The organism is Methylocystis sp., assembly GCF_050246715.1.
Classification (GTDB): Bacteria; Pseudomonadota; Alphaproteobacteria; order Rhizobiales; family Beijerinckiaceae; genus Methylocystis.
The window spans coordinates 1-22,262 of sequence record NZ_JBFWVN010000014.1; the positions used below are offsets into that span (position 1 = coordinate 1).

24 protein-coding genes and 1 tRNA gene are annotated in these 22,262 nt (G+C 62.6%); 12 read left to right on the plus strand and 13 right to left on the minus strand.

What is annotated here, in order from left to right:
• Positions 1–225: 225 nt before the first annotated feature.
• On the minus strand, positions 226–1,713 hold the full coding sequence (guaB, locus tag AB7I51_RS06895) for an IMP dehydrogenase (protein ID WP_428403541.1): 1,488 nt from the start codon (positions 1,711–1,713) through the stop codon (positions 226–228).
• Positions 1,714–1,956: 243 nt separating this feature from the next.
• On the opposite strand from guaB, the gene AB7I51_RS06900 reads away from it, so the two are divergent.
• Complete coding sequence (locus tag AB7I51_RS06900) at positions 1,957–2,757, plus strand: lysophospholipid acyltransferase family protein (RefSeq protein WP_428403542.1); 801 nt, start codon at positions 1,957–1,959, stop codon at positions 2,755–2,757.
• 85 nt (positions 2,758–2,842) lie between these two features.
• A complete protein-coding gene (locus AB7I51_RS06905) occupies positions 2,843–4,087 on the plus strand; it encodes a class I SAM-dependent methyltransferase (RefSeq protein ID WP_428403543.1) in 1,245 nt (414 codons plus the stop codon).
• Between the two features lie 15 nt (positions 4,088–4,102).
• Here AB7I51_RS06905 and thpR read toward each other — a convergent pair whose 3' ends face one another.
• Positions 4,103–4,672 (minus strand): RNA 2',3'-cyclic phosphodiesterase, encoded by a 570-nt coding sequence (gene thpR, locus AB7I51_RS06910; RefSeq protein WP_428403544.1) that lies wholly within the window; start codon positions 4,670–4,672, stop codon positions 4,103–4,105.
• 30 nt (positions 4,673–4,702) lie between these two features.
• Positions 4,703–5,410 (minus strand): arylesterase, encoded by a 708-nt coding sequence (locus tag AB7I51_RS06915; protein WP_428403545.1) that lies wholly within the window; start codon positions 5,408–5,410, stop codon positions 4,703–4,705.
• Positions 5,411–5,421: 11 nt separating this feature from the next.
• On the opposite strand from AB7I51_RS06915, the gene AB7I51_RS06920 reads away from it, so the two are divergent.
• Positions 5,422–6,111 (plus strand): ABC transporter ATP-binding protein, encoded by a 690-nt coding sequence (locus tag AB7I51_RS06920; RefSeq protein ID WP_428403546.1) that lies wholly within the window; start codon positions 5,422–5,424, stop codon positions 6,109–6,111.
• On the plus strand, positions 6,108–8,666 hold the full coding sequence (locus AB7I51_RS06925; RefSeq protein ID WP_428403547.1) for an ABC transporter permease: 2,559 nt from the start codon (positions 6,108–6,110) through the stop codon (positions 8,664–8,666). The genes AB7I51_RS06920 and AB7I51_RS06925 overlap by 4 nt, the downstream gene beginning before the upstream one ends.
• Positions 8,667–8,751: 85 nt before the next feature.
• On the opposite strand, the gene AB7I51_RS06930 is transcribed toward AB7I51_RS06925, so the two are convergent.
• From AB7I51_RS06930 to AB7I51_RS06940, 3 genes are all read right to left on the minus strand, one after another.
• Entirely contained in the window at positions 8,752–10,296 is a 1,545-nt protein-coding gene (locus AB7I51_RS06930) for an outer membrane beta-barrel protein (protein ID WP_428403594.1), read from the minus strand.
• 144 nt (positions 10,297–10,440) lie between these two features.
• Positions 10,441–10,641 carry a hypothetical protein gene (locus AB7I51_RS06935; RefSeq protein WP_428403548.1) on the minus strand — a complete coding sequence of 67 codons (201 nt, stop codon included), beginning with the start codon at positions 10,639–10,641 and terminating at the stop codon, positions 10,441–10,443.
• The gene (locus AB7I51_RS06940; protein ID WP_428403549.1) at positions 10,634–11,200 is read right to left on the minus strand and encodes a Uma2 family endonuclease; all 567 of its coding nucleotides are present in this window, start codon (positions 11,198–11,200) and stop codon (positions 10,634–10,636) included. Before AB7I51_RS06940 ends, AB7I51_RS06935 begins: the two co-directional genes overlap by 8 nt.
• Before the next feature lie 250 nt (positions 11,201–11,450).
• Between AB7I51_RS06940 and AB7I51_RS06945 the strand changes: the two genes are divergently transcribed.
• From AB7I51_RS06945 to AB7I51_RS06955, 3 genes are all read left to right on the plus strand, one after another.
• Entirely contained in the window at positions 11,451–12,437 is a 987-nt protein-coding gene (locus AB7I51_RS06945; protein ID WP_428403550.1) for a DUF2232 domain-containing protein, read from the plus strand.
• A gap of 52 nt (positions 12,438–12,489) precedes the next feature.
• Complete coding sequence (gene rplI / locus AB7I51_RS06950) at positions 12,490–13,053, plus strand: 50S ribosomal protein L9 (protein WP_428403551.1); 564 nt, start codon at positions 12,490–12,492, stop codon at positions 13,051–13,053.
• A 456-nt stretch (positions 13,054–13,509) separates the two neighbouring features.
• Positions 13,510–15,015, plus strand: a complete 1,506-nt coding sequence (locus tag AB7I51_RS06955) for a replicative DNA helicase (protein WP_428403552.1) — start codon at positions 13,510–13,512, stop codon at positions 15,013–15,015.
• A 161-nt stretch (positions 15,016–15,176) separates the two neighbouring features.
• On the opposite strand, the gene AB7I51_RS06960 is transcribed toward AB7I51_RS06955, so the two are convergent.
• From AB7I51_RS06960 to AB7I51_RS06980, 5 genes are all read right to left on the minus strand, one after another.
• The gene (locus tag AB7I51_RS06960) at positions 15,177–15,596 is read right to left on the minus strand and encodes a PRC-barrel domain-containing protein (protein ID WP_428403553.1); all 420 of its coding nucleotides are present in this window, start codon (positions 15,594–15,596) and stop codon (positions 15,177–15,179) included.
• 67 nt (positions 15,597–15,663) lie between these two features.
• Positions 15,664–16,080, minus strand: coding sequence for a PRC-barrel domain-containing protein (locus tag AB7I51_RS06965; protein ID WP_428403554.1), 417 nt, complete (start codon positions 16,078–16,080; stop codon positions 15,664–15,666).
• A 48-nt stretch (positions 16,081–16,128) separates the two neighbouring features.
• Positions 16,129–17,187, minus strand: coding sequence for a MaoC family dehydratase (locus tag AB7I51_RS06970; protein ID WP_428403555.1), 1,059 nt, complete (start codon positions 17,185–17,187; stop codon positions 16,129–16,131).
• 3 nt (positions 17,188–17,190) lie between these two features.
• Positions 17,191–17,535, minus strand: a complete 345-nt coding sequence (locus tag AB7I51_RS06975; RefSeq protein ID WP_428403556.1) for a DUF167 family protein — start codon at positions 17,533–17,535, stop codon at positions 17,191–17,193.
• On the minus strand, positions 17,528–17,824 hold the full coding sequence (locus AB7I51_RS06980) for a YggT family protein (RefSeq protein WP_428403557.1): 297 nt from the start codon (positions 17,822–17,824) through the stop codon (positions 17,528–17,530). The genes AB7I51_RS06975 and AB7I51_RS06980 overlap by 8 nt, the downstream gene beginning before the upstream one ends.
• 149 nt (positions 17,825–17,973) lie before the next feature.
• On the opposite strand from AB7I51_RS06980, the gene AB7I51_RS06985 reads away from it, so the two are divergent.
• The 5 genes from AB7I51_RS06985 (at position 17,974) to AB7I51_RS07005 (ending at position 21,149) form a co-directional block, all read left to right on the plus strand.
• A tRNA-Ala gene (locus tag AB7I51_RS06985) sits at positions 17,974–18,049 on the plus strand.
• A 353-nt stretch (positions 18,050–18,402) separates the two neighbouring features.
• Positions 18,403–18,837, plus strand: a complete 435-nt coding sequence (locus tag AB7I51_RS06990) for a universal stress protein (protein ID WP_428403558.1) — start codon at positions 18,403–18,405, stop codon at positions 18,835–18,837.
• A 189-nt stretch (positions 18,838–19,026) separates the two neighbouring features.
• Positions 19,027–19,227 (plus strand): hypothetical protein, encoded by a 201-nt coding sequence (locus tag AB7I51_RS06995; protein ID WP_428403559.1) that lies wholly within the window; start codon positions 19,027–19,029, stop codon positions 19,225–19,227.
• Positions 19,228–19,667: 440 nt separating this feature from the next.
• Positions 19,668–20,150: an SH3 domain-containing protein gene (locus AB7I51_RS07000; RefSeq protein ID WP_428403560.1), complete on the plus strand. Its 483-nt coding sequence runs from the start codon at positions 19,668–19,670 to the stop codon at positions 20,148–20,150.
• 75 nt (positions 20,151–20,225) lie between these two features.
• A complete protein-coding gene (locus tag AB7I51_RS07005) occupies positions 20,226–21,149 on the plus strand; it encodes an MBL fold metallo-hydrolase (RefSeq protein WP_428403561.1) in 924 nt (307 codons plus the stop codon).
• Here AB7I51_RS07005 and AB7I51_RS07010 read toward each other — a convergent pair.
• Both AB7I51_RS07010 and AB7I51_RS07015 read right to left on the minus strand, forming a co-directional pair.
• Positions 21,146–21,475, minus strand: coding sequence for an FtsB family cell division protein (locus AB7I51_RS07010; protein ID WP_428403562.1), 330 nt, complete (start codon positions 21,473–21,475; stop codon positions 21,146–21,148). The two genes, AB7I51_RS07005 and AB7I51_RS07010, sit on opposite strands and share 4 nt — an antisense overlap.
• Before the next feature lie 35 nt (positions 21,476–21,510).
• A complete protein-coding gene (locus tag AB7I51_RS07015) occupies positions 21,511–22,191 on the minus strand; it encodes a PopZ family protein (RefSeq protein WP_428403563.1) in 681 nt (226 codons plus the stop codon).
• Between the last annotated feature and the right edge of the window lie 71 nt (positions 22,192–22,262).

Genomic DNA, 22,262 nt, shown 5'->3' on the forward strand with positions numbered 1-22,262 from the left:
CAACTTCCGCCGCCTGCTCGCATGGCTGGCGCTTCTGTGGGCCTTGTTCCTGAGCGTCCTCGACGACGCCAACGCCTCAAATCGCCGACTAATCGCCGCTTAAATCGCGTTCTTCACGGGCGACTATTTCACGCTCAGTTTTCAGGCCCTATTGCAAACCAGAGTTTCCTCCTTCACTTTTCTCCCATGCCTTAGGGGCCGTTGCGCGGCCCTTTTTTGCGCGTGTCACACGCCTGTCGGATAGTTCGGGCTTTCGCGCGTGATCGCGACGTCATGGACATGGCTTTCGCGCAATCCGGCATTGGTGATCCGCACGAATTGCGCGCGCTCTTGAAACTCCTTGATTGTCGGCGCGCCGACATAGCCCATCGCCGCGCGCAGCCCCCCCGCCAACTGATAAAGAATCGGCGCGATCGGGCCGCGATAGGGCACCTGCCCCTCGATGCCCTCGGGCACGAGTTTGAGCTGCTCCTTCACATCGCCCTGAAAATAGCGCGTCGCCGATCCTGCGGTCATCGCGCCCACTGATCCCATGCCGCGATAGGCCTTGAACGAGCGGCCCTGATATAAAAACACCTCGCCGGGCGATTCCTCTGCGCCGGCGAAGAGTGAGCCGATCATCACGACATCGGCGCCCGCCGCGATCGCCTTCGCAAGATCGCCCGAATATTTGACGCCGCCGTCGCCGATGACCGGCACGTCGGCTTTGCGCGCCTGTTCAGCGACTTCCATGATTGCGGTGAGCTGCGGCACGCCGACGCCCGCGACGATCCGCGTCGTGCAGATCGAGCCTGGGCCGATGCCCACCTTGATCGCGTCGGCGCCGGCGTCGATCAGCGCCTTGGCCGCTTCGGCGGTGGCGATGTTGCCGGCAATGATCGACACTTTGTTCGAGGATTTCTTCACCCGCGCCACCTGATCGATCACCGCCTGCGAATGACCATGCGCGGTATCGATCACCACGCAATCGACGCCGGCATCGATGAGTTGAAGCGCGCGCTCGAAGCCATGATCGCCGACGGTCGAGGCCGCGGCGACGCGCAATCGCCCTTCATGATCCTTGCAGGCGTAAGGGTGAAGCGTCGCCTTCTCGATGTCCTTGACCGTGACCAGTCCGACGCAGTGATAGTCTTCGTCGACGACAAGGAGCTTCTCGATGCGATGTTCGTGGAGCAGACGTTGCGCCTCCGCCTGCCCGACGCCTTCGCGGACAGTGACGAGCTTTTTCGTCATCAGCTCGGCCACCGGCTGGCTGCGGTCCTGGGCGAAGCGCACGTCGCGATTGGTGAGAATGCCGACAAGTCTGCCCTTGGCGCCGTCGCCGGCGCGTTCCACGACCGGAATTCCCGAAATGCCATGGCCGGCCATCAGGGCGAGCGCATCGGCGAGCGTTTCGTCGGGGAAAATGGTGATCGGGTCGATCACCATGCCGCTTTCGTAGCGCTTGACCTTGCGCACTTCCGCCGCCTGCGCGGCGGGCGACAGGTTCTGATGGATGACGCCGATGCCGCCCGCCTGCGCCATGGCGATGGCGAGACGCGCCTCGGTGACGGTGTCCATGGCGGCCGAAACGATTGGCAGATTGAGCGATATTTCGCGGGTCAGGCGCGTGGTGACGTCGACACCCGAAGGCATCACCCTCGAATGGCCGGGCCGCAGCAGCACGTCATCGAAGGTGAGCGCTTCGGTCAACGTGACGGGCGATATGGCCATTGGCGCCAACTCCTTTGCGCGGCGGCGCGAAAGCGTCAGCCGTGGAGGGTTATGTGACGGCCTGCGCCGTCAGGGGTTGGCGGGTGCTCTTAGCATCATTCAGGCCGAAGGCAAATGACAGGCGACGGCGGTCGGATCGACAGGCCAGGAGCTGATCCGCGTCGGCGCGACCGCGATAAGCCTTGTTTCGGCGCGCCCTGGCGCCTTAAAAGGCCCGCGACGCCTCTTCGCCCCGATCTCGCCATGCTCGTCCTGCGCTCGCTCGTTTTTCAGATCCTGTTCTTCCTGAACATGTTCGCCATCATGATCATCTGGCTGCCGGCGATGCCGATGCGCCGGCAGATCAATCAGGAGCTCGGACGCACCTGGGGGCGCACGACTCTCTGGCTGCTCGACAAAATCTGCGGGCTAAAGATCGACTGGCGCGGGCTCGAGAACATTCCGAAAGGTGCGGTGATCGTCGCCTGCAAGCATCAGTCGATCTGGGAGACATTCGTTCTGCCGATCCGCTTTCCCGACTTCAGCTATATTTTGAAGCATGAGCTGATCTGGCTGCCTTTCTTTGGCTGGTATCTCCTGGCCGCCGAGCAGATCGCCATCGATCGCGCCAAGGGCGGCAAGCTCCTGCCGCAGCTGATCGCCAAGGCGAAAAAGATTTTCACTCAGGGGCGTCAGCTCTTCATTTTCCCTGAAGGCACGCGCCGTCCGGCCGGCGCGCCGCCACACTACAGGTTCGGCGTCGCTCAGCTTTACGCCGCGACGGATACGCCGGTGTTGCCGGTCGCGGTGAATTCCGGTCTTTTTTGGCCGCGACGGTCTTTTATCGTTCGGCCAGGAACGGCGGTGATCGAATTCTTGCCGCTCATCGCGCCGGGCATGGAGATGCACGATTTTTTCGATCGGCTGACGAGCGACATTGAGGAAACGTCAAACCGGCTGATCGAGGAGGCGGTGGCGAAAGATCCGTCGCTCGCGACGATCGTCGAAAAGGGCCGCGCCAAGGCGGCGCCCGCGCGGACGGTGAAGGAAGCGCCGGAAACTTGACCGGTCCTTGCGCTTCGTCAGGCTAGCGCACAGCCGCGGCCCTTGCGTGCTGATGAGTTTCGCCGCGAAAGCGATTGAGCAGGACATGAGCCGCAAAAGCGAGATTCTCAAACATGCCGCGAAAGGCGCCAGGGGAATCGAACTCGGCCCTTATTTCTCACCCCTCGCCGCAAAGCGCGACGGCTACAATTGCCTCTATCTCGATGTTTTCGACACGGAGACCATCGGGCGTCGCGCCGCCGCCGACCCTTTTCTCACGCGCGAACAGGCGGCTCAGGTCGAATCCGTCGATCTCGTCGGCGACGCCATGCGCATCGACGACTTATGCCGCGGCGCCGGCGAGACCGAGCCCTTCGATTACATCATCTCCGCCAATAATTTCGAGCATCTTCCCAATCCAATCAAATTTCTGCAGGGCTGCGGGCGCGTGCTCAAGACCGGCGGCTTTCTCTCGATCGTGGTTCCCGACAAGAGCGGCTGCCTCGATTTCTATCGGCCGCGCACCAGCCTGACCGCCTGGATCGAGGCCTTCTTCGAGGAGAGGACGCGTCCGACCTACGCGCAGATATTCGAGCAGGTCAGCATGATCGCGCGAGGCGCCGGCGACGACGCGTCCGCCGCTTCCCTCAGCTTTGTCGCCGAACGGAACCTGCGCGAAGCGTTCGACGATTGGTCTCGAAAGCGATCGGAAAAGGACGAAGCCTATTTCGACGTTCATTGCTCCGCCTTCACGCCGAACAGCTTCAGACTGCTTTTGACCGACGCTTATTTTCTCGGCCTCTCGCCTTTCATCGTCGAGGAAGTGATCGACGACAAAGTGCAAGGCGGGTTCTATGCGCATTTGCGCCTCGACTCTTACAAAACCTTCTCGCCGCAGCAGACCGCCGCGCATTACGCCGATCGCCAGCAAATCCTTGAGCAAATCATCGTCGATGAGGCGAATGTCCTCGAGGCCGAGCGCATCGCTCAAATTTTCGAGAACATGTCGCAGCGTTACGCGCGTTCGCGCATCGGCCGCGCCCTGGCGATGGCGAGAGCTTTCGAATTACTGTTACGCAGACGCGACGTGAAGCTCGTCAAACCTTATATCGCCGTCAGAAGCTCGGTCCTTTTCGATCCGGTCTTCTATGCCGAACGCCTCAGCTTTTCGGGCGACGCCGCGATGCATTATCTGCTCCACGGCGCCAAAGAGGGCCACGATCCTGGTCCGTTTTTCTCGACGGACGGATATCTGCGACAAAATCCTGACGTGGCGCAGAAAGGGATGAATCCCCTCGCCCATTACGAGCTCTTCGGCCGTAAGGAAGGCCGCAAGCTCGCGATGCGGTAACGCGTTCGCCGCGCCTTAACCGCCGGCCGTTCCCGTCAGCGCCTGCGGCGCCGCGCTCAGCGGATATTCGGCCTCGACGATATAGGGACCGCCGCCGACTGAATCGCGCGACGAATAAAGCACGAAGCGCTCGGCGGTGAAGCGCAGCGGCGGGAAATAGCCGCGCGTTCCGAGATAGGCGGCGACGGCGCCCGCGCTGGCGCCGCGCAGCCGCGCCAGCGTGACATGCGGGATGAATTTGCGCGGCTCGGGCGGCGCGCCGAGCCGACGCAACAGCCGCTCCTGCTCCGCCTGCATCTCAATGAGCGCCGGCTCCTGCCTTGCGCGCGCGACGATGGCGCGCGGCTTGTCCCCGCCGAAGGAGCTCAGCTGGTCGAAGGTCACCGTTACTTCCGGGCGTCGGATGAAGGAGAGCGCATTCGCCGCATCGCGCGCGAAAGCGTCGTCCACATCCCCGATGAAGCGCAAGGTAACGTGATAATTCTCAACGTCGATCCAACGGGCGCCGGGGACGCCGCCGCGCAGCCGCGCCAGGCTCTCAGCGATCTGTCGGGGAATCTCCAAGGCCGTGAACAGTCTGGGCATGACAATCTCCCCGAGCGGGATCGCGCCGCCTCATTGCGCGCGCGAACTCTTTCTCGCCCCCATAGAGACGAGCGTTTTTTCGACATAGGGCGCAAGCTTATTCACGATCTTCGTCACGCCGGCCGCATTCGGATGAACGCCGTCCCAGATGAGCAACGCCGGCTTGCCCCAGACGCCTTCCAGGATGAAGGGCACCAGCGGCGCCTGATGTTTGGCGGCAAGATCCGGATAAATCGAATCGAAATCCCGCTTGTAAGCTTGCCCGTGATTCGTGCTCGACGCCATGGCCGTCAGGATCGGACGAACGCCTTTTTGCTGCAATACGGCAAGAATTTGATCGAGATTGGCGCGCGTCGTCTTCGGGTCGTGCCCGTTCAGCATGTCGTTGGCGCCCAGTTCGACCACGGCGATGTCGAACGGCCCGGCGCCCAGCGTATAGTCGAGGCGCGCGAGCCCGGTCGTCGTCGTGTCGCCTGACACGCCGCCTTGCACGACTTCGACGTCGAACCCATCTGCGCTCAAGCGCCTCTTGAGCTGCGCCGGCAGCGAATCCTCGGCGGCGATTCCGGCGCCCGCCGTCAGACTGTCGCCAAACGCCAGAATTCTAATCGGCTGAGCCCGCGCCGGCGCAAGGGCGAGCGCGAGTAGCGCCAATGCGGCGAGCGCCGCTTGGAGAAGATAGCGGAAAGCGCCATAAGGCGACCGGACCAAGGGCGTCGAAGACGGCGCATCAATCAAGGTTTTGCTCCGTGCGGCAAGAGGTTATCGAAGTTGAAGGCGTCGATCTCACGCTTGGCGAAGGCGCCGCCCGCGTGCATGTGCTCAAGAATATCAGCTTGGCCGTGACGCAGGGCGAGACCGTCGCTCTTCTGGGTCCCTCCGGCTCGGGCAAATCGACTTTGCTCATGACCCTCGCCGGATTGGAGCGGCCCGACGCCGGCAGCGTCAGGATCGACGGGCGCGATCTGGGCGCGCTTTCGGAGGACGCGCTGGCGCGTTTCCGAGGAGAAAACATAGGAATCGTCTTCCAGTCTTTCCAGCTGATCCCAACCATGACGGCGCTCGAAAACGTCGCTGTTCCGCTGGAATTGGCGGGAAAATCAGACGCTTTCGAGCGCGCCGAGGCCGAGCTTGTGGCGGTCGGGCTCGCCGAACGCCTGTCCCATTATCCGGCGCAGCTTTCGGGCGGCGAGCAGCAAAGGGTCGCGCTCGCAAGAGCGCTCGCTCCCGACCCGCTCATCCTCGCGGCGGACGAGCCTACCGGCAATCTCGATTCCGAGACCGGCGCCGCAGTGATCGATCTTATTTTTGCGCAGCAAAGGCGCCGCGGCGCGACGCTGGTGCTCGTCACCCATGACCCGGCGCTCGCGGCGCGCTGCAGCCGGCGCGTGCTGCTGCGCTCGGGGCGGATCGAGGCGCGCGAGCCGGCGGCGTCATGAGGGGTTTGCGCTTCGCCGCCCTGCCCTTCTCGCTGCGCTTCGCGCTCCGCGACCTCTTGGGCGATCCGCGCGGCTTTGGCGTCTTCATCGCCTGCATCGCGATCGGCGTCGCCGCGATTTCCGGCGTCTCCGGCCTCTCCCGCTCGCTCGCGGAGGGGCTCGCGCGCGAGGGCCGGACGATATTGGGCGGCGATGCCTCCTTCAGCCTCGTTTCCAGGGAGTTTTCGTCCGAGCAGCGTGCGTTTTTCGAGGCGCGCGGAAAGCTGTCGGAAATTTCGCTGATGCGGGCGATGGCGAGTCGCGACGACGGCGAAGCGGCGCTGGTGGAAATCAAGGCCGTCGATCCCGCTACCTATCCCGCTTTCGGGGCGGTCGCGCTTGAACCCGACGTGCCGTTGGCGGAGGCGCTGGCGGAACGGGGCGGCGTTCCCGGCGTCGCGGTCGACCCGATGCTGCTCGCCCGCTTCGACGCCAGGCTCGGCGACACCGTGACGATCGGCGTTTCGCGCTTCATGCTGCGGGCGATGCTGCGCAGCGAACCTGACAAGCTCTCCGGCGGAATCGGCTTCGGCCCGCGTGTGATGATGACGCGCGCCGCCCTTACGGGCGCGCAACTGGTCTCGCCGGGCTCGATCTTCAGAAATGTCGTCCGAGTGACGCTCAAAGGCGAAGCGAGCGACGCGGATGTGAAGGCCTTTTCCGAAGACGCCGAAAGCGTCTTTCCGCTGGCGGGATGGGAAAAACGCCGGCGCGATGCCGTCTCCCCGCAATTTTCGCGCAATCTCGACCGTTTCGCGCAATTGCTGACCCTCGTCGCGCTCACCGCGCTCGTCGCCGGCGGCGCGGGCGTCGCCAACGCCGTACAAGGCTTCGTCGAGCGCAAGCGCGCGCAATTCGCGATTCTGAAGGCGCTCGGCGCGGAAGGCTCGCGCGTCTTCGGAATCGCCCTCGCTCAGATTCTGGCGGCGGCGTGCTTCGCGATCTTGATCGGGCTGACGATCGGCGCGCTCATTCCCTGGGCGGGCGCGCAGGCGCTGCGCGACCTCGCCGACCTGCCCATATCCGCCGCCCTCGACGCGCGCGGCGCTTTTTTCGGCGCGCTTTACGGCTTTCTCGTCGTTCTCATTTTCGCGCTGGTTCCGCTCGGGCGCGCCCATGAAACGCCCGTCGCGGCGCTGCTGCGCGATGATCCCAGGGGCGCGACCCTTAAGCGCTATCGCGCCGGCGCGGGGGCGGCCGCGATCGCCCTTGCCGCGCTGGTCATGGCGACGTCCTTCGACATGAAGCTCGGCGCCGCCTATGTCGCCGCCTCGGTCGCGGCCTTCGTTTTGCTGCGCGGCGCGGCGTGGATCGTCATGCGGGCGGCGCGCGCCCTGCCCCGCCTGCGTGACGCGCGACTGCGGTTCGCGCTCGCCAATATCTGGCGGCCGAAGAGCCTGACGCCGGCGCTGATGATTTCCATCGGCCTCACACAGACCCTGCTCGTCGCGCTGGCGCTCGTCGAAGGCGCCATTCATAATGAGCTGGCGCGCGCCGAAGCCGGGGAAATTCCCAATTTCTTCTTCATCGACATTCCCAGGGCGCAGACCCAAGCCTTCGCCGATTTCGTTTTGGCTGAAGCGCCCGGCGCGCGTATCGAACATGTGCCGATGATGCGTGGCCGCATCGTCGCCGTGAAAGATACGCCGGTCGACAGGATCGCCGTCGCCGATGACGCCAAATGGGCGCTCGAAGGCGACCGCGGCGTGACCTTCTCCGCCGCGGTTCCGTCGAATTCCACGCTTGCCGAAGGCGAGTGGTGGCCGGCGGATTACGCCGGTCCGCCGCTCGTCTCTCTGGAACAGAGGATCGCCGAGGGCATGGGGCTGCGGATCGGCGACACGATCCGAGTCAATGTGCTCGGCCGGGAGATCACGGCGCAAATCGCCAGCCTGCGCAAAGTCGACTGGCGCAGCTACGCGATCAATTTCGTGATGGTGTTTTCGCCGAACGCCTTCGCCGGCGCGCCTTACACCGAGCTTTTCACCGTCGCTTATGGCGCGCCGTCGGTCGCGGCGCGCGACGCCAAGGATTCGCGCCTCATTCGAGAGACGGCGAAGCGCTTCCCGAACGTCGTCTCGGTGCGGGTCAAGGACGCGCTGGCGGCGGTCGACAAGATCGCCGGCCAATTGGCGCTCGCCGCGCGCGCCGCGGCGGGACTCGCCATCGTCACGGCGGTCCTGGCGCTGGCGAGCGCCCTGGCGAGCGGCCAGCGCGCGCGACTGCATGACGCGGTCGTGCTGAAAACGCTCGGCGCCGCCCGCCCCTGGCTCGCGGCCGCCTACGCGCTGGAGTTCGGCCTCGTCGGTCTCGCCGCCTCGCTGATCGCGCTCGCCGCCGGCGCCGGCGCCGCCTACGCCATGACCACGATCTTGATGAAGGTGGACTTCATTTTTCCGCCCGCGACGGCGGCGCTGATCACGCTCGCGACGCTCGTCGTCACCATCGCGCTCGGACTCGCCGGAACCTGGCGCGTTCTCTCGCGCAGGCCGGGGCCTGAGCTGCGCGAGCTATAACCCCTCCAATCTGGTTGGACGTAGCGCAAAATCAAAAAGCCGACCCACGAAGACCGGCTTGCGTAGCTGCCCGGCGTCGTCTCGATCAGTATTTCGCGACGACCGGCGGCGAGCTAACCTCTCCAAAAGCGTAGGAGGTCTGCACGAATACCGTCGTGCGCTCGCTGACATACTTCGTCGGCGAAAATGGGAAGAAAGGAAACTGGGTATGACCAGTGGCGGCCGCATACCAATAGCGCGCCCCGACGCCGACGCTGAGCCGCTCGGTCACGCGATATGAAGCGACGCCTTCGAACTGATAGCCATAGCCGGCGCTAGTGTCGGACAGCGGATTGATATCCGATCGCGCCCAATGGTTGTCATGGCCGCCGAAGATGGCTCTCGGCATATAGGCGAGGTCCACAGAGACCTTCAGTCGATCCGTAACATTATAATCAGCAGCCACGCCAATCCGCATCGCATTCCAGCTATTGAACCGGCTGAGAATGTTCATCTGGGACGGCACCAACTCAGAGGGTCGGCAAATGCCGCTCAGATAGAGCTGAGTGCAGCCATAGGCGTGAAGCTGTTGCTCATTGTGCCAATAGCCCAGGAAGCCGCCGAGTCTCCAGCCCGGGCCGCGATAGGCCCAGCCGAGGTCCGCCGTCCCATACATTCCGTTGCCGTTCCTGGTCGTGCTGTAAGTGTTGGAGTAGGGAATTTCCCCAGGCGGGTAGTCCTCATCATGCATGTGGTCGCCGAAGAGGGCGTTGCCGCCGATCATGCCCTTTGCGAATATGCCGGAGACGTGGTCGACCCGGCCGAATCCTTCGAGCGCGATGCCGCTCTGGTCAATCCAGTCCAGTCGCGAATTGTGCTGATAAGGAACGATCGGATCCCAAAGGTCGAAGTCAAAGCGCCCAGTCGTGTAACCGACGCGGCCACCGAATTCTCCGGAAAACTCGCTCGCGAACATCGACGCCGGCGCTGAGGCGTCGCCACTCGCGATGACGGCATCGCGATAGTTCACGCCGAACTTTACGAGATGCTCGTCCTGGCTGACATTTGCGACGCCCCAATTCCGAGACGCGAAATTATAGTAATCGTACTCGGCTTTTGCCGACCAGGGGCCGCCGAGGGCGTATTCAACGCCAGAACCGATCGTCCAACCCCACCGGTCCGAGGAAGCTGCGACATGCGCAAAGACGAATGGCGCAGGAAGCGCCGCGGCGGCGTAATTGCCGTGAGCGTATGCGAGACCGCCTTTGACATATAACAGCGCGTTACTGACCGCATAGCCCGCGCGAGGGGCGAAGCTCGCCAAGATGTCTGTCGTCGCCTGGCAGTTCCACCCGGCGCCGCCAAAACCCCAAGCGCCGCCGCACACGGCGTTGCCGTAATTAGAGGCGAAAGAGACGTCCGATTCCAGACCAAACACCCAGGCGCCGATCTGATGATTGTAACCGGCCGTCGCGCCGCCGAATATGCCGTTCTGATCGCCCTGCGCCGGAAAGCGCGGCGCCGCCAGCAAGACGGGGCCTGTCGGCCCGCTCCAATACTTGTAGCCCTTCGCGACGCCGAAATTGACGCCGCCGTAAACGCCGCTCCAGTTGACGCCGGAGGCGGCTAAGATTGGCGGCCCTTTCAGGATTGCAGGATCAGCGGCGTGGCTGGGGAACGACCGCTAAGATAACGACAGCGCCTGTCGCAACAGAGAGAAGTCTTTTATTCATCGGAAGCCCGTATTTAACGATCTATGCTTCGATAAACTCGGTGGCGCTAAACTCGAACAAGGCTAAAGCTTAGCCATAACCTCTATGAATGCAACGTTCAGTTCGCGGTCATCGCGACTTCGCGGCATGTTGTGGCAAATACGCAACAATTCAGCTGAGAAGCGAAATGGAAGTTTAGGCTCGCGGCCGATCGCCGACCGCCGCGCATCGTCGACGGCATTGCGCGCGTCGCCAGGCGCTTGATCGAAGTCGATCTCAGGCATCGGCCAAGCGATAATTGAATTCGGGAGCCATTGCGCAACTCAGCGTCTCTTCTGGTCCTTTGCGCGTCACGCTCGCCCAGCCGGTTTCGCTCGGTCCCCTGTGAATAAAAGCCAATCGCTCATTGGCGTCGACGACCCAATAGTCCTGCACGCCGTGACGCGCGTAGAGCTTCGCCTTGAGATCGAGATCATAGGCGAGGCTCGACGCCGCGACCTCGATCGCGAGCAGCACGTTGGGGCCGCGCACTTCTTGCGAACGAAGGCGCTCGGGATAAAGCGAAATGTCGGGTTCGACGAAGGTGTTCGACGAGAGGAAGATCGATGTTTCAATCCCTACGATCAGTGAAGAGGGGCATGCCCGCGAAAGCGCCATGACCATCTTCGACTTGATGCGCTCACGCGCCGAATATTTCGGCCCCATCGGGACGATCTCCCCCTCGATCAATTCGAAATTTTCTTCTTCCGAGATGATCCCGGCGTCCTGCATGGCGATGATCTCATCGACCGTAAAGGCGCGGCGGAGGTAGCCTTCGGCGGCTTTCGTCAAAGCGGAGGGCATGACTGGCTCCTTTGCGCCATGATATCATTTCGATGCTCGGCGGAGAACGGAGCCGCCTAAAGAACCGGCCAAAGAAGCGCTCCGAAGGAAACGCTCCGAGGGAAACGCTCCGAGGGAGACGCTCCAAGACTTGCCCTTCCGGCCCTTGAGGCCTAAAACCAAGCGCGCCCCGAAGGCTTGGCCTTCCGGCGCTTTTGGCGCGCCCGCCCTTTTCGCGCCCGGCCACCTCAACCCGAAAGCCCAATCGCCCGTGTCTGACAAGAGCGTCATCTCCTGGCCGAATTTTGCCGTGTCGGTTCTCGGCGGCGTCGCGGCGGCCGTGATCTTCGCCGTGGTCGTGCGGGGCGGCATTGGCGGACTGCTTCTGGCGCATCTTGCGCCTCTGCCGATCATGATCGTCGCCTTCGCCTTCGGTCTCATCCATGGCGCGACAGCGGCGATCCTCGCCTCAGTGATCTTGTCCTTTTGGCCGAACCCCGTGATCGGCATGGCCTATGCCCTTCTGATTGCGGCGCCGGCCTGGTCCGCCGCCTACGCGGCGTCTGGCGCGCCGCGCAGCGGCCGGGACAGGTTGACCAGCAATCTGCCGGGCTGGGCGGCGCTCGCGCCGGCGATCTTTCTGGCGACGGCGATCATTTTCTGGCTGATTGTCGCAAGCGTCATCTTCGGCTCGCTCGATGAGGCGCTGAACCCGATCCGGGCGCGCGTCTTCATCCTGCTCGACCTCATGGTCAAGGAGCGCGATCTTGGCGACAAGATCGACCCGACGGCGCTTTCCGGCTCGGTGGCGCGCGCCATTCCAGCCTTTCTCGCCGGCTATGGCCTCCTGATCCACGTCGTCAATCTGTGGCTCGCCGCCAGAATCGCCGAAGCCTCCAAGCTGCTTGGCCGTCCCTGGCCGGATATCGCCCGGGAATTCCGAGTTCCGAAGGCGGTCGGCGGCCTTTTCCTGGGCGGGATCGCGCTCACCTTCTTCGAAGGCGTCGCGGGACCGATCGGATTGGTGCTCGCGACGACCACGGGACTGCTTCTCGCCTTCCAGGGACTGGCCGTCGCGCATATTTTCCTGCGCGGTTCGCGCTCGAGCGCCCTTGTCCTTGCGATTATCTATTTCACGCTCGGCTTCCTGGGCTGGCCGATCCTCATTTTCACCGCGCTCGGATTGGCCGACCTCATCTTCAACTATCGGGCCCGACGGGCCGACGCCGGGCCGGCCGCGATGCAAAAACCGGATTGACTTTCGCCCGGTTTTTCTCGACATAGCCCGCAATCCTGGAGAAATAAGACAGATGGACGTCATTCTGCTTGAACGCGTGGCCAAGCTCGGCCAGATGGGCGACACCGTACGGGTGCGCGACGGCTACGCCCGCAATTTCCTGCTGGCGCGCGGCAAGGCGCTGCGGGCGACGGAAAACAACAAGAAGCATTTCGAGACGCAGCGGGCTCAGATCGAAGCGCGCAACCTCGAAGCGAAGAAAGAGGCCGAAGCCGTCGCCGAGAAGCTGAACGGCCAGAGCTTCATCATCATTCGCCAAGCGGGCGAGAGCGGTCAGCTCTACGGCTCGGTGTCGGCGCGCGATATCGCCGAGGCGGCCACCGCCGGCGGTTTCTCGGTCAATCGCAATCAGATCGTCCTGGTGCATCCGATCAAGGCGCTCGGGCTGCATTCGATCCCCGTGCATCTGCATCCGGAAGTCGACGTGAGCATCATGATGAACATCGCCCGCTCGGACGAAGAAGCCGAACGTCAGGCGCGCGGCGAGAGCGTCACCCTCAAGGAAGAGACGTCGATGGACGATCTCGGCCTCGAAGTCGGCGCGGCGCTGGCCGAAGCCGGCGACGTCGAGCTGTAAGAAGGCGTCAGGCTTATTTCAATTCATACGGCGGCCGTCTCGGCCGCCGTTTTCGTTTCATGCGAATGCCGCCTGCTCCGTTCGCTTCGACCTAGTCATTCCCGGCAGGCCGAAGACTTGACCGGGAATCCAGAGCCAATCCAAAAACGCTGGTCTTGCTCTGGATTCCCGATCGCGCGCAAAGCGCGCGTCGGGAATGACAAATCCGAGCCGTTCAAATGGACGCCGTATCATCCGTCGATTCGGACGACGCAAGAGCGACGCGGGCGACAAGCGAAGATTCTTTTTTTGCGGTGTGGACGAATGTGCAAAGGACTCGCAACCCGGCGTCGAACCGCAGCGCCACGAAAACTCGGTGGCGGCGCGCGCATTTTAATGTATCGTTGATCGAGCCTTTACGACTCGCGCGTCGCGTTCGGAGTTGAGGGGCGCACACTCGCAACGTCAAAAAGTTCCATGCCGCCAATCGAACAATTGGCGGGCCGGCGCGCGATTCAGATCGCGCAGCCTGAAGCGCCCGCCTATCGCGCGCCGCCGCACAATATCGAGGCCGAGCAGGCGCTGCTCGGCGCCATTCTCGTCAACAATGACGCGTTCGACCGCGTGTCGGACTTTTTAAAGCCCGAACATTTCTCGGAAGAGCTGCATCGCCGCATCTATGAGGTCGCGGCGCAGCTCATTCGCGCCGGCAAGCTCGCGACCGTCGTAACGCTGAAAACGTTCCTCGCCGACATCGAGCTTCCGGCCGGCGTGACGATCCAGGCCTATCTCGCCAGGCTCGCCGCAGAAGCGACGACGATCATCAACGCAGAAGACTATGGCCGCACCGTGCATGACCTCGCCGTCCGCCGCGAGCTCATCGTCATCGGCCAGGACATCGTCAACACCGCCTATGATTCGCCGATCGACTCGCCGCCGCGCGCGCAGATCGAGGAGGCCGAACGGCAGCTCTATTCGATCGCCGAGACCGGCCGTTATGACGGCGGCTTTCAGCGCTTCGCCGATGCGCTCACCACCGCGCTCGATATGGCGAGCAGCGCCTATATGCGCGACGGCCATCTCTCCGGCATCGCCACCGGCCTTCTCGATCTCGACGACAAGATGGGCGGTCTGCAGAAATCCGACCTCATCATCGTCGCCGGGCGTCCCGGCATGGGCAAGACGGCGCTTGCCACCAACATCGCCTTCAATGTCGCGAACGCCTATCAATTCGAAACCGAACCAGACGGATCGCATAAAACCGTCAATGGCGGGATCGTCGGCTTCTTCTCTTTGGAAATGTCCGCCGAACAGCTGGCGACCCGCGTCATCGCCGAACAGTCGGGCGTGGCGAGCTATAAAATCCGGCGCGGCGACATCAATGAAGACGATTTTCGCCGCATCGCCGACGCCGCACGCCACATGCAGAGCATCCCCTTCTATATCGACCAGAGCGGCGGCATCTCGATCGCACAGCTGACGGCGCGGGCGCGGCGCCTGAAACGCCAAAAAGGCCTCGACCTTCTCGTCGTCGACTATCTGCAATTGCTTGCCGGCTCGCGTTCTCGCAATGACAATCGCGTGCAGGAGCTGACCGAAATCACCACCGGCCTGAAGGCGCTCGCCAAGGAATTGAACGTGCCGATCATCGCTTTGTCGCAGCTCTCGCGTCAGGTCGAGAGCCGCGATGATAAGCGCCCGCAACTGTCCGATTTGCGCGAGTCAGGTTCGATCGAGCAGGACGCCGACGTCGTCATGTTTGTGTTTCGCGAGGAATATTATCTGCGCAATCGCGAGCCGCGCGAAGGCACCGAAGAACATATTCAATGGATGGCGGAGATGGAGCGCGCCCATGGCCGCGCCGAAGCGATCATCGGCAAGCAGCGTCACGGACCGACCGGAACGGTGCAACTCGCCTTCGAGGCGGAAGTGACACGCTTCTCAAACCTTGCCGATGAGGACAAGCTGCCGGCGCAAATTTAAGAGGAATTCCGGTTAATCTGTTCGCTGCGGCTGACATTCCCGGCAGGCCGCAGGCCTGACCGGGAATCCGGATCCAATCCAAGAATGCTGATTTTACTCTGGATTCTCGATCGCGCGTTACGCGCGTCGGGAATGACGCGAGCGATTCTGACGGGTGGCGATCAGATCGGATCCCACAGTCCCGTGGCCTTATCAAACTTGTAAGCGACGGCCTTCTTGAGCAGCTCTTTGGTCGTGTTCAGCGTCAGCCAGGTCTTGTTGTTCTTCTGGGTGATGGTGATCGCGGAAACCGGAATGGCGATGTGCTTCACGCCGATTCCCAGAAAGCCGCCGACATTCAGCATCACCGCATTGATGGACCCGTCGGCGGAAAACAGCATGTCGGCGATCGTGCCGAGCTTCTTTTCATTGGCGTCGTAAACTGGTTGCTTGTACCACGCAGAGACCACCGAACCATAGACCGGCAGCCGTTCAAGCGGAACGATGACCATGGTTTCGGTTTCGGGCTTTTGCGCGCCGGCCGGCAAGGGCGCGAAGGCGACAAGGGCGAATGATGCTGCGAAGGCGGTGCGTTTCAACATGAAAAAATCCTCTTGCCAAAGGGCATGACCCGGCGCGGCTTGAGCGAAAATCTCGCTCGGCCGTTCCCTACATTTTCTTCCAGGCGTGTTCCTTCGCGTTATATTTGTAGCCGGTCGCCTTCTTCACGATGTCCTTCGTCGTGTTGATGGTCAGCCAAGTCTTGTTGTTCTTTTCGGTGACCGTGATGTCGTTCGCCGGAATCGCGACATGCTTGGCGCCGATGCCGAGAAAGCCGCCGACATCGAGCATGACCGCGTCGATCTCGCCGCCGGAAAACAACATGTCGCTGATCACGCCGACTTTCTTCTCGTTGGTGTCGTAGACTGGCTTTTTGTACCAGGCGGATACGAGCGAACCATAGCGCGGCAATGCTTCCAAGGGCACGGAGAGCTTAGGTTCCGGCGCGGGCGTCTGGGCGACGACCGGCTGCGCGACCGCAATGGCCATGCTGAACGAGAGCGCAAAAAGCAAAGTTTTCTTCATTCGACCAATCCCCCCAGATCGCTGATAGGACCGCGCATTATAGCTGATTCACCGCGGCAGCACGCCCCAATAATCGAGATCGAGCAACACCGCCGGGTCGGGCTTGCCGTCGGCGCCCTGGAGCGGAAATTCCGCGCAGGGCCTGTCCTTCGCCGCGACGAGCCGCAGGCGCAGCGCGCCGATATCGGCGCGCCCGGGAATCTCCACCTTGTCCAGCACTTCCGACCAGGCGAAGACCGTCCCTCCGGCAAACAGCGGATTGACGTGGCGCCCGCCGTTCACGGCTGAGATATGGAAGACGTTTTCGAGCCCATTGAAGGACAGGGCGCGGGCAAGCGATATGACGTGGCCACCGTAAATGATGCGTTTGCCGAACCGGCCCTGCGACTCATAATACTGATTGAAATGAACTTTTGAGTTGTTCTGATAGAGCCGCGTCGCCAGCTGGTGTTCCGCCTCCTCGACCGTCATGCCGTCGATATGGTCGATCTTCTCGCCCTTTTCGTAATCGCCCCAGATATAGGGCGAACCGGCGAGCGCCGTGTCATAGGCGGCGACATTGATCGGCGGCGCCGCCTTGCCGAGTTCCGACGGCGCGACGGACTTCGGCAGATCGGGAACGATGTCCGGTCCTACGGGCGCGTCCTTGTCGCGTTTCTTCACCATGACCCATCGCGCATAGCTCAGCACGGTTTCGCCGCGCTGGTTGGCGCCGGACGTGCGCACATAGACGACGCCCGTCTCCTTATTCGAATTTTCCTTAAGGCCGATGACCTCGGAAGTCGCTGACAGCGTGTCGCCAGGATAGACAGGCACGAGAAATTTGAAGTCCGCATAGCCGAGATTGGCGATGGCGTTGAGGGAAACGTCCGGCACGGTCTTACCGAGCACGAGATGAAAGACCAAGAGATCGTCGATCGGCGCGCGCTCATAGCCGATCGCCTGCGCGAAGGCTGTCGACGACTGGACGGCGAAGCGCGGCAGATAAAGCGCCGTATAGAGCGCAACCTCGCCCACCGTGACCGTACGCGGCGCGGCGTGACGGATAATCTGGCCGATTTTGAAGTCTTCGAAAAAATTGCCGACGTTGATCTTCGACTTGCTCATGTCCTAACCGCTTGTTGGCGCCAGCCTCGCCAGCGCGTCGAGATAAGCCGCGGGCGCGCCCGCGATGAAAACTGTCTTGACCCGGCTTGTCGCGCCGGCGCGGATCGTCACCGCGCTTTTGGGGACGCGCAACGCGGCGGCGATCAGCGCGATCAACGCTTCATTCGCCCGTCCGTTTTCCGGCGCGGCGCGCACCCGCGCCTTCAACACGCTGCGGCCATCGGCGAGAGACTCCACGCCGTCAAGCGCGTCTCGTCCGCCCTTTGGCGTCAGCCGCACGTAAAGGGCGACGCCTTCCGACTCTGCAACCCAAGGGGAAGAAGCTTTCTCCCCGCCTCCTTTACTCAAGCGTGTAGGCGCCGGCGCTGCTGACAATGAGATTGCGCAGAAATTGCATGAGCAGCAGCAGGATAAGCGGAGAAATGTCGAGGCCGCCGACGCTCGGCAGCACCGCGCGGATGGGGCCGAGCAGCGGCTCAGTAACGGCGTTCAGCCATTTCCAGATCGAATAGGCGGCGTTCGAGCGCATATTGATGACGTCGAAGGCGATGAGCCAGGAGATGACCACCGTGGCGAGCAGAATCCACCAGTAAATGTCGATGATCGTGAGAAGGAGTTTGACCACAGCGTAGGACATGACCGGACTTCCAGGGGAATGAGGCTGCCGACTGTCTAGCCTCCCCGTCGCGCTACGGCAATCCTGAACGGCGTCCAAGTCCGGCGCGCTTAAGCGCACAGCATTCGATTGACAGGATATCGCCCCCCGTGTACCCCACGCGCCGGAGCGGGGCTGTAGCTCAGATGGGAGAGCGCTGCAATCGCACTGCAGAGGTCGGGGGTTCGAATCCCCCCAGCTCCACCAGAATCGTCTCGCCAAATCTCGCCTATTGTGTTCGCCGGGGTCGTCGCGTCTTGGGCGTCGCAGACCCGACTTTTTGGCGCGGGGACAGCGAAAGACAAGGTCGCCGCGCCTCCCGAGCATGCGCCGCTGGTCCCCGGCGATTGGCGCGCCTGCAGCCGCAATGATTTGGTCGCGCCTATAGCTTGTCCAAACTAGCGCGCCGGTCGCCGCGACCCATGTCTCAGGTCGCTCGCCGATCACATGCAAATGACTGAACGAGACGCGCGCTGGCCGATCCGAAACTCAATTCTTATCGATTGTTTCGAAGGGAGACTGCGCCATATCCGGAAGGAGAATCGCTCCGGAGCGCGCCGATGTATCGCAAAATTCTTCTGCCGATCGATATCACTGAATCCGCGATGACCGACCGCGCGGTCGCCGTTGCGCAAGCATTGGCGAAACCCTTCGACAGCGAACTGCGGCTCGTCAACGTGCAGTCGCTCCTGCCGATCGCTTTTCTCGATTATGTGCCCGAGAATTTCGATCTACAGATGCGTCAAGGACTCGAGAAGGAGATCGCGGCGGTCGCCTCCAAGATCGACTGCGCGCCGGAACGCGTGTCCACCATCGTGCTGTTTGGGCCGGTCTACCAAAGGGTTCTGGCCGAAGCTGAGGAATGGGGCGCCGATCTTATCGTTTTGTGCTCGCATCGGCCCGGCATGGATCGGTTTCTCATCGGCTCCAACGCCACGACGATCGTCAATCACGCACAATGTTCGGTGCTGGTCGTGCGCGGCGGGGCGCCCTAAGGCTTCGTCATTCGCGCGCTCAGACGTGAGTTTAAAAATCGCTTGCGCCGGCGGCGCGTCGCTGTCGCCGCGATGAACCTATGATGGCGCCGCGATGACGGCGTTTTCACGAAACTCTCATCACGCCCTCACATGACTTTGCTACCGACCCGTCGATGCGGCGGTCACTCGATGTCGCGGGAGGATTCCATGTCGAAAGAGGCGATGCAGAACGCCGACGGTTCGGCGACCGAAAAGGCTGAGAGCCACACCGGCAAAATCGTTGGCGGCGCCGTCGCGGCGGCGATCGGCGGCGTGATCGGCGCGCTGCTGCTCGGCGGCTACGCCGTGCTGCCGGCGGCGGTCGTCGTGGGTCTGCTCGGCGTCGCGCTCGGCGCGGTGTTCGACTGAGGAGGAGTTCGCGCCGGGCGCCACATGCAGAGTGGGGTCCGGCTCGGAGCGTGCGTGTTTTTGAGTTTCGCGCGTGAAAAACTGGGCGGCTTGGTCTTCGTTGAAGGCGAAGCCGCTTTTTTTGTGGAAATCGCGGCTCTTCTCTATCGCCCGAGCATGCCGCGTTCACGCGGAATCGCTCAAACGCAGATGACGTGATAAATTCCAATAGTTTAGCACGCGCTCGGCGTGAAGCTTTTCGCGAGCTGCGCCATAGCGAATAACCTTAAATCGAACTGCTTCTGGCGCTCCCGGCGCTGCCTTTGCTATATCGAAGCGTGGGAATATCAGAATCGCCTTGGGATTTTGGCCTTGGGCGGAACCGTTTGGTTTCGTTTTCGTTACTCCTCAAAGCCAAAGCCTCGCCCTGATAAGGCCAAGTTTTCAACTGGGAGGAAAAAATGAATAAAGTTCTTGGCTTCGCCGCAGCAGCCGCCGTTCTGTTCGGGAGCGCCGCGTTCGCCAATCCGGTGACCAGTCCCGCCAATGTCAGGTCCGGTCCCGGCCCGAAATGGCGCGTCATCGCGAGCTTGCCGGCCGGCACTGACGTAACGGTGATCGACTGCGGCGCAGGCTGGAAGCGCGGCTGGTGCGAAATTCAGGCCGGCGCCGTTCACGGCTTCGTGGCGGCGGGCGTGCTCGGCACGCAGGGAAATAATGTCCTCGTCGCGCCGGTCGTCACCAATAATGACGTTGCAATCTACAGGGGCCCTGGCGTCAATTATAAAATCATTGGGATGATTCCCGAAAATCAAACGGTCAACCAGGGCGCATGTGTTTACGGATGGGGCGAGACCGTGTGGTGCAAGGTAACTTACGGGGGCAAATCGGGCTACGCCATCCAGTCAGAGCTGCAGCGCCAGAACTCGCTTTTCCCGATGTAATCTGCGGATTGCGGCGGTGGGATTCTCCATCGCCGCGCCGCTCTTTCGTGACATCGTCTTACGCCCTAAGATGGCTTGCGGTCGCTCTGCCGCAGCGAGGGCCCGGTCATTCGCGCAGAAACTACCCGAGCCGCTGCAGCGCAGGTCTCGCCGCTGACGCGGCGCGCGCTCGCTCCTAATCCCGGCCCCTTCACCTTTACAGGTACCTGCAGCTACATCGTCGGATCGGGCGACGTGGCGATCATCGACCCCGGGCCTGACGATCCGCGTCATATCGAAGCGCTGCTTGCCGCGATTGGCGGCGAAAGACTGCGCTATGTGCTGGTCACTCATACGCATCGCGACCACTCACCGGCGGCTCGCCTCCTAAAGGAAGCGACCGGCGCCACGATCGCCGGATGCGCGCCCTACGCGCCCTGCGATTCGGCAAGCGTTGGCGGCCCCAATCTCGACGCCGTCCATGATCTCGCCTATGCGCCGGATATTGTGCTGAAAGACGGCGACGCGCTCCCGGTCGGCGACATTTCGCTCCTGGCCCTGGCGACCCCAGGTCACACCGCAAACCATCTCTGCTTCGCGCTTGCCGAAGAGCAGGCGCTCTTCACGGGCGACCATGTCATGGCCTGGGCGACAACCGTGATTGCGCCGCCCGACGGCTCAATGCGCGACTACCTGACTTCGGTCGAGCGGCTGCGCAGACGAGATGACCACATTTATTGGCCCGCGCACGGCGAGCCGGTGCGCGATCCCCCCCGCTTTCTGCGCGCGTTGATTCATCATCGGCGCGCGCGCGAAGCCGCGATTCTCCAGCGGCTCGAAGCGGGGGACGAAACGATCGCCGAAATCGTGGCGCATATTTACGAGGGCGTTGACAAGCGCCTCCATCCCGCTGCGGCGATGACCGCCCTCGCACATCTTGAAGACCTGATCGCGCGCGAACTCGTCGATTGCGCGGGACAACCCTTCCTGCAGGCGCGTTTCCGGCTCCGTTTGGTTTAGGGCGGGTTCGAAGGCGGCAGAAATATCACAACGTCGTTCTTGTGGGCGCGCCCCAGCCGCTTGCGCACCTCTTCATCCAGAATGTCGGCGTCGACCGTCTGGCCTTTGATGAGCGCCAGACGGCTTTCCCAAAGCATGCGTTGAAGCTTGAGGATATTGCGCTCGAGACGTAGCTGTTCGAGCTTTTGCTCATATTCCTCGCCGGTCTTCAGCCCCCGCTGGCCATTGACCCCGTGCCAGACGAAATATGCCGCCGTGACGCCCGCCACTGTGTAGAGGCAAAGCGGAAGTACAAGCGCGCGAACCAGAACTCGAAGGCGATGCATGACCGCCACTCTAGCTCTCACGCGTTTATGCGCCGTTAAGGCTGAATGGATTTCGTTGCTGACGGCGGAACGCGGCTTCCTGCCCGCGTGATCCGCTCAATTTCGCCGCGCACGAGCCGTTCCACGAGCGAAGGCAGATTCTCGTTGAGCCATTTCTCCACCATCGGCCGCAGCATGTCCTGCGCGCATCGGTCGAGAATGTCGCTTTCGCTGAACGCCACGCCTGCCGCGAGGGCCCGAAACTGCGATGCGACCGTCGCGGCCGACTCGGGCGACAGCAGCGGACGATCCGGGCCGGACGCCCGGTCGGCGATCTTAACGTCGAGACTTTGCCGCTCGATCACGCTTTCGCGTGCCGACGGCTCCTTGGCTTCCGACGATGCTTTCTCCAGCTCCGGCCTCGCATCGTCCGCGCCATAAGTCAGCCGAGGCGCCCCTGCGTCGTCCCTCTCGCTGCGAGATGCGTCGGCGGTCGAACGCGGCGTCTCGTCGCTAAAGCGCTCGAGCACGGGCGCCGAATAGGCGCCGCGCGCCGAGGACGCCGCGTCAATATCGGCGCGCGCGCGGCGGCGGACGTCGCGACGCACGCCCGGCATCCCCTCGTCGTCGGCGATGATGCGACGGATGGAAGCCAGAATTTCCTCCATCGACGGCTCGTTCGCACGCGTTTCGTCCTGAAACGTGTGCGAAGAAGCGGAGGCGTTCGCTGCGCTCATGACATTCCGCCGGGTTGCGCGGAAACCGCCGCGCATGGGGTGACCGGATCTCCGACTGCGCCAAACGGCGA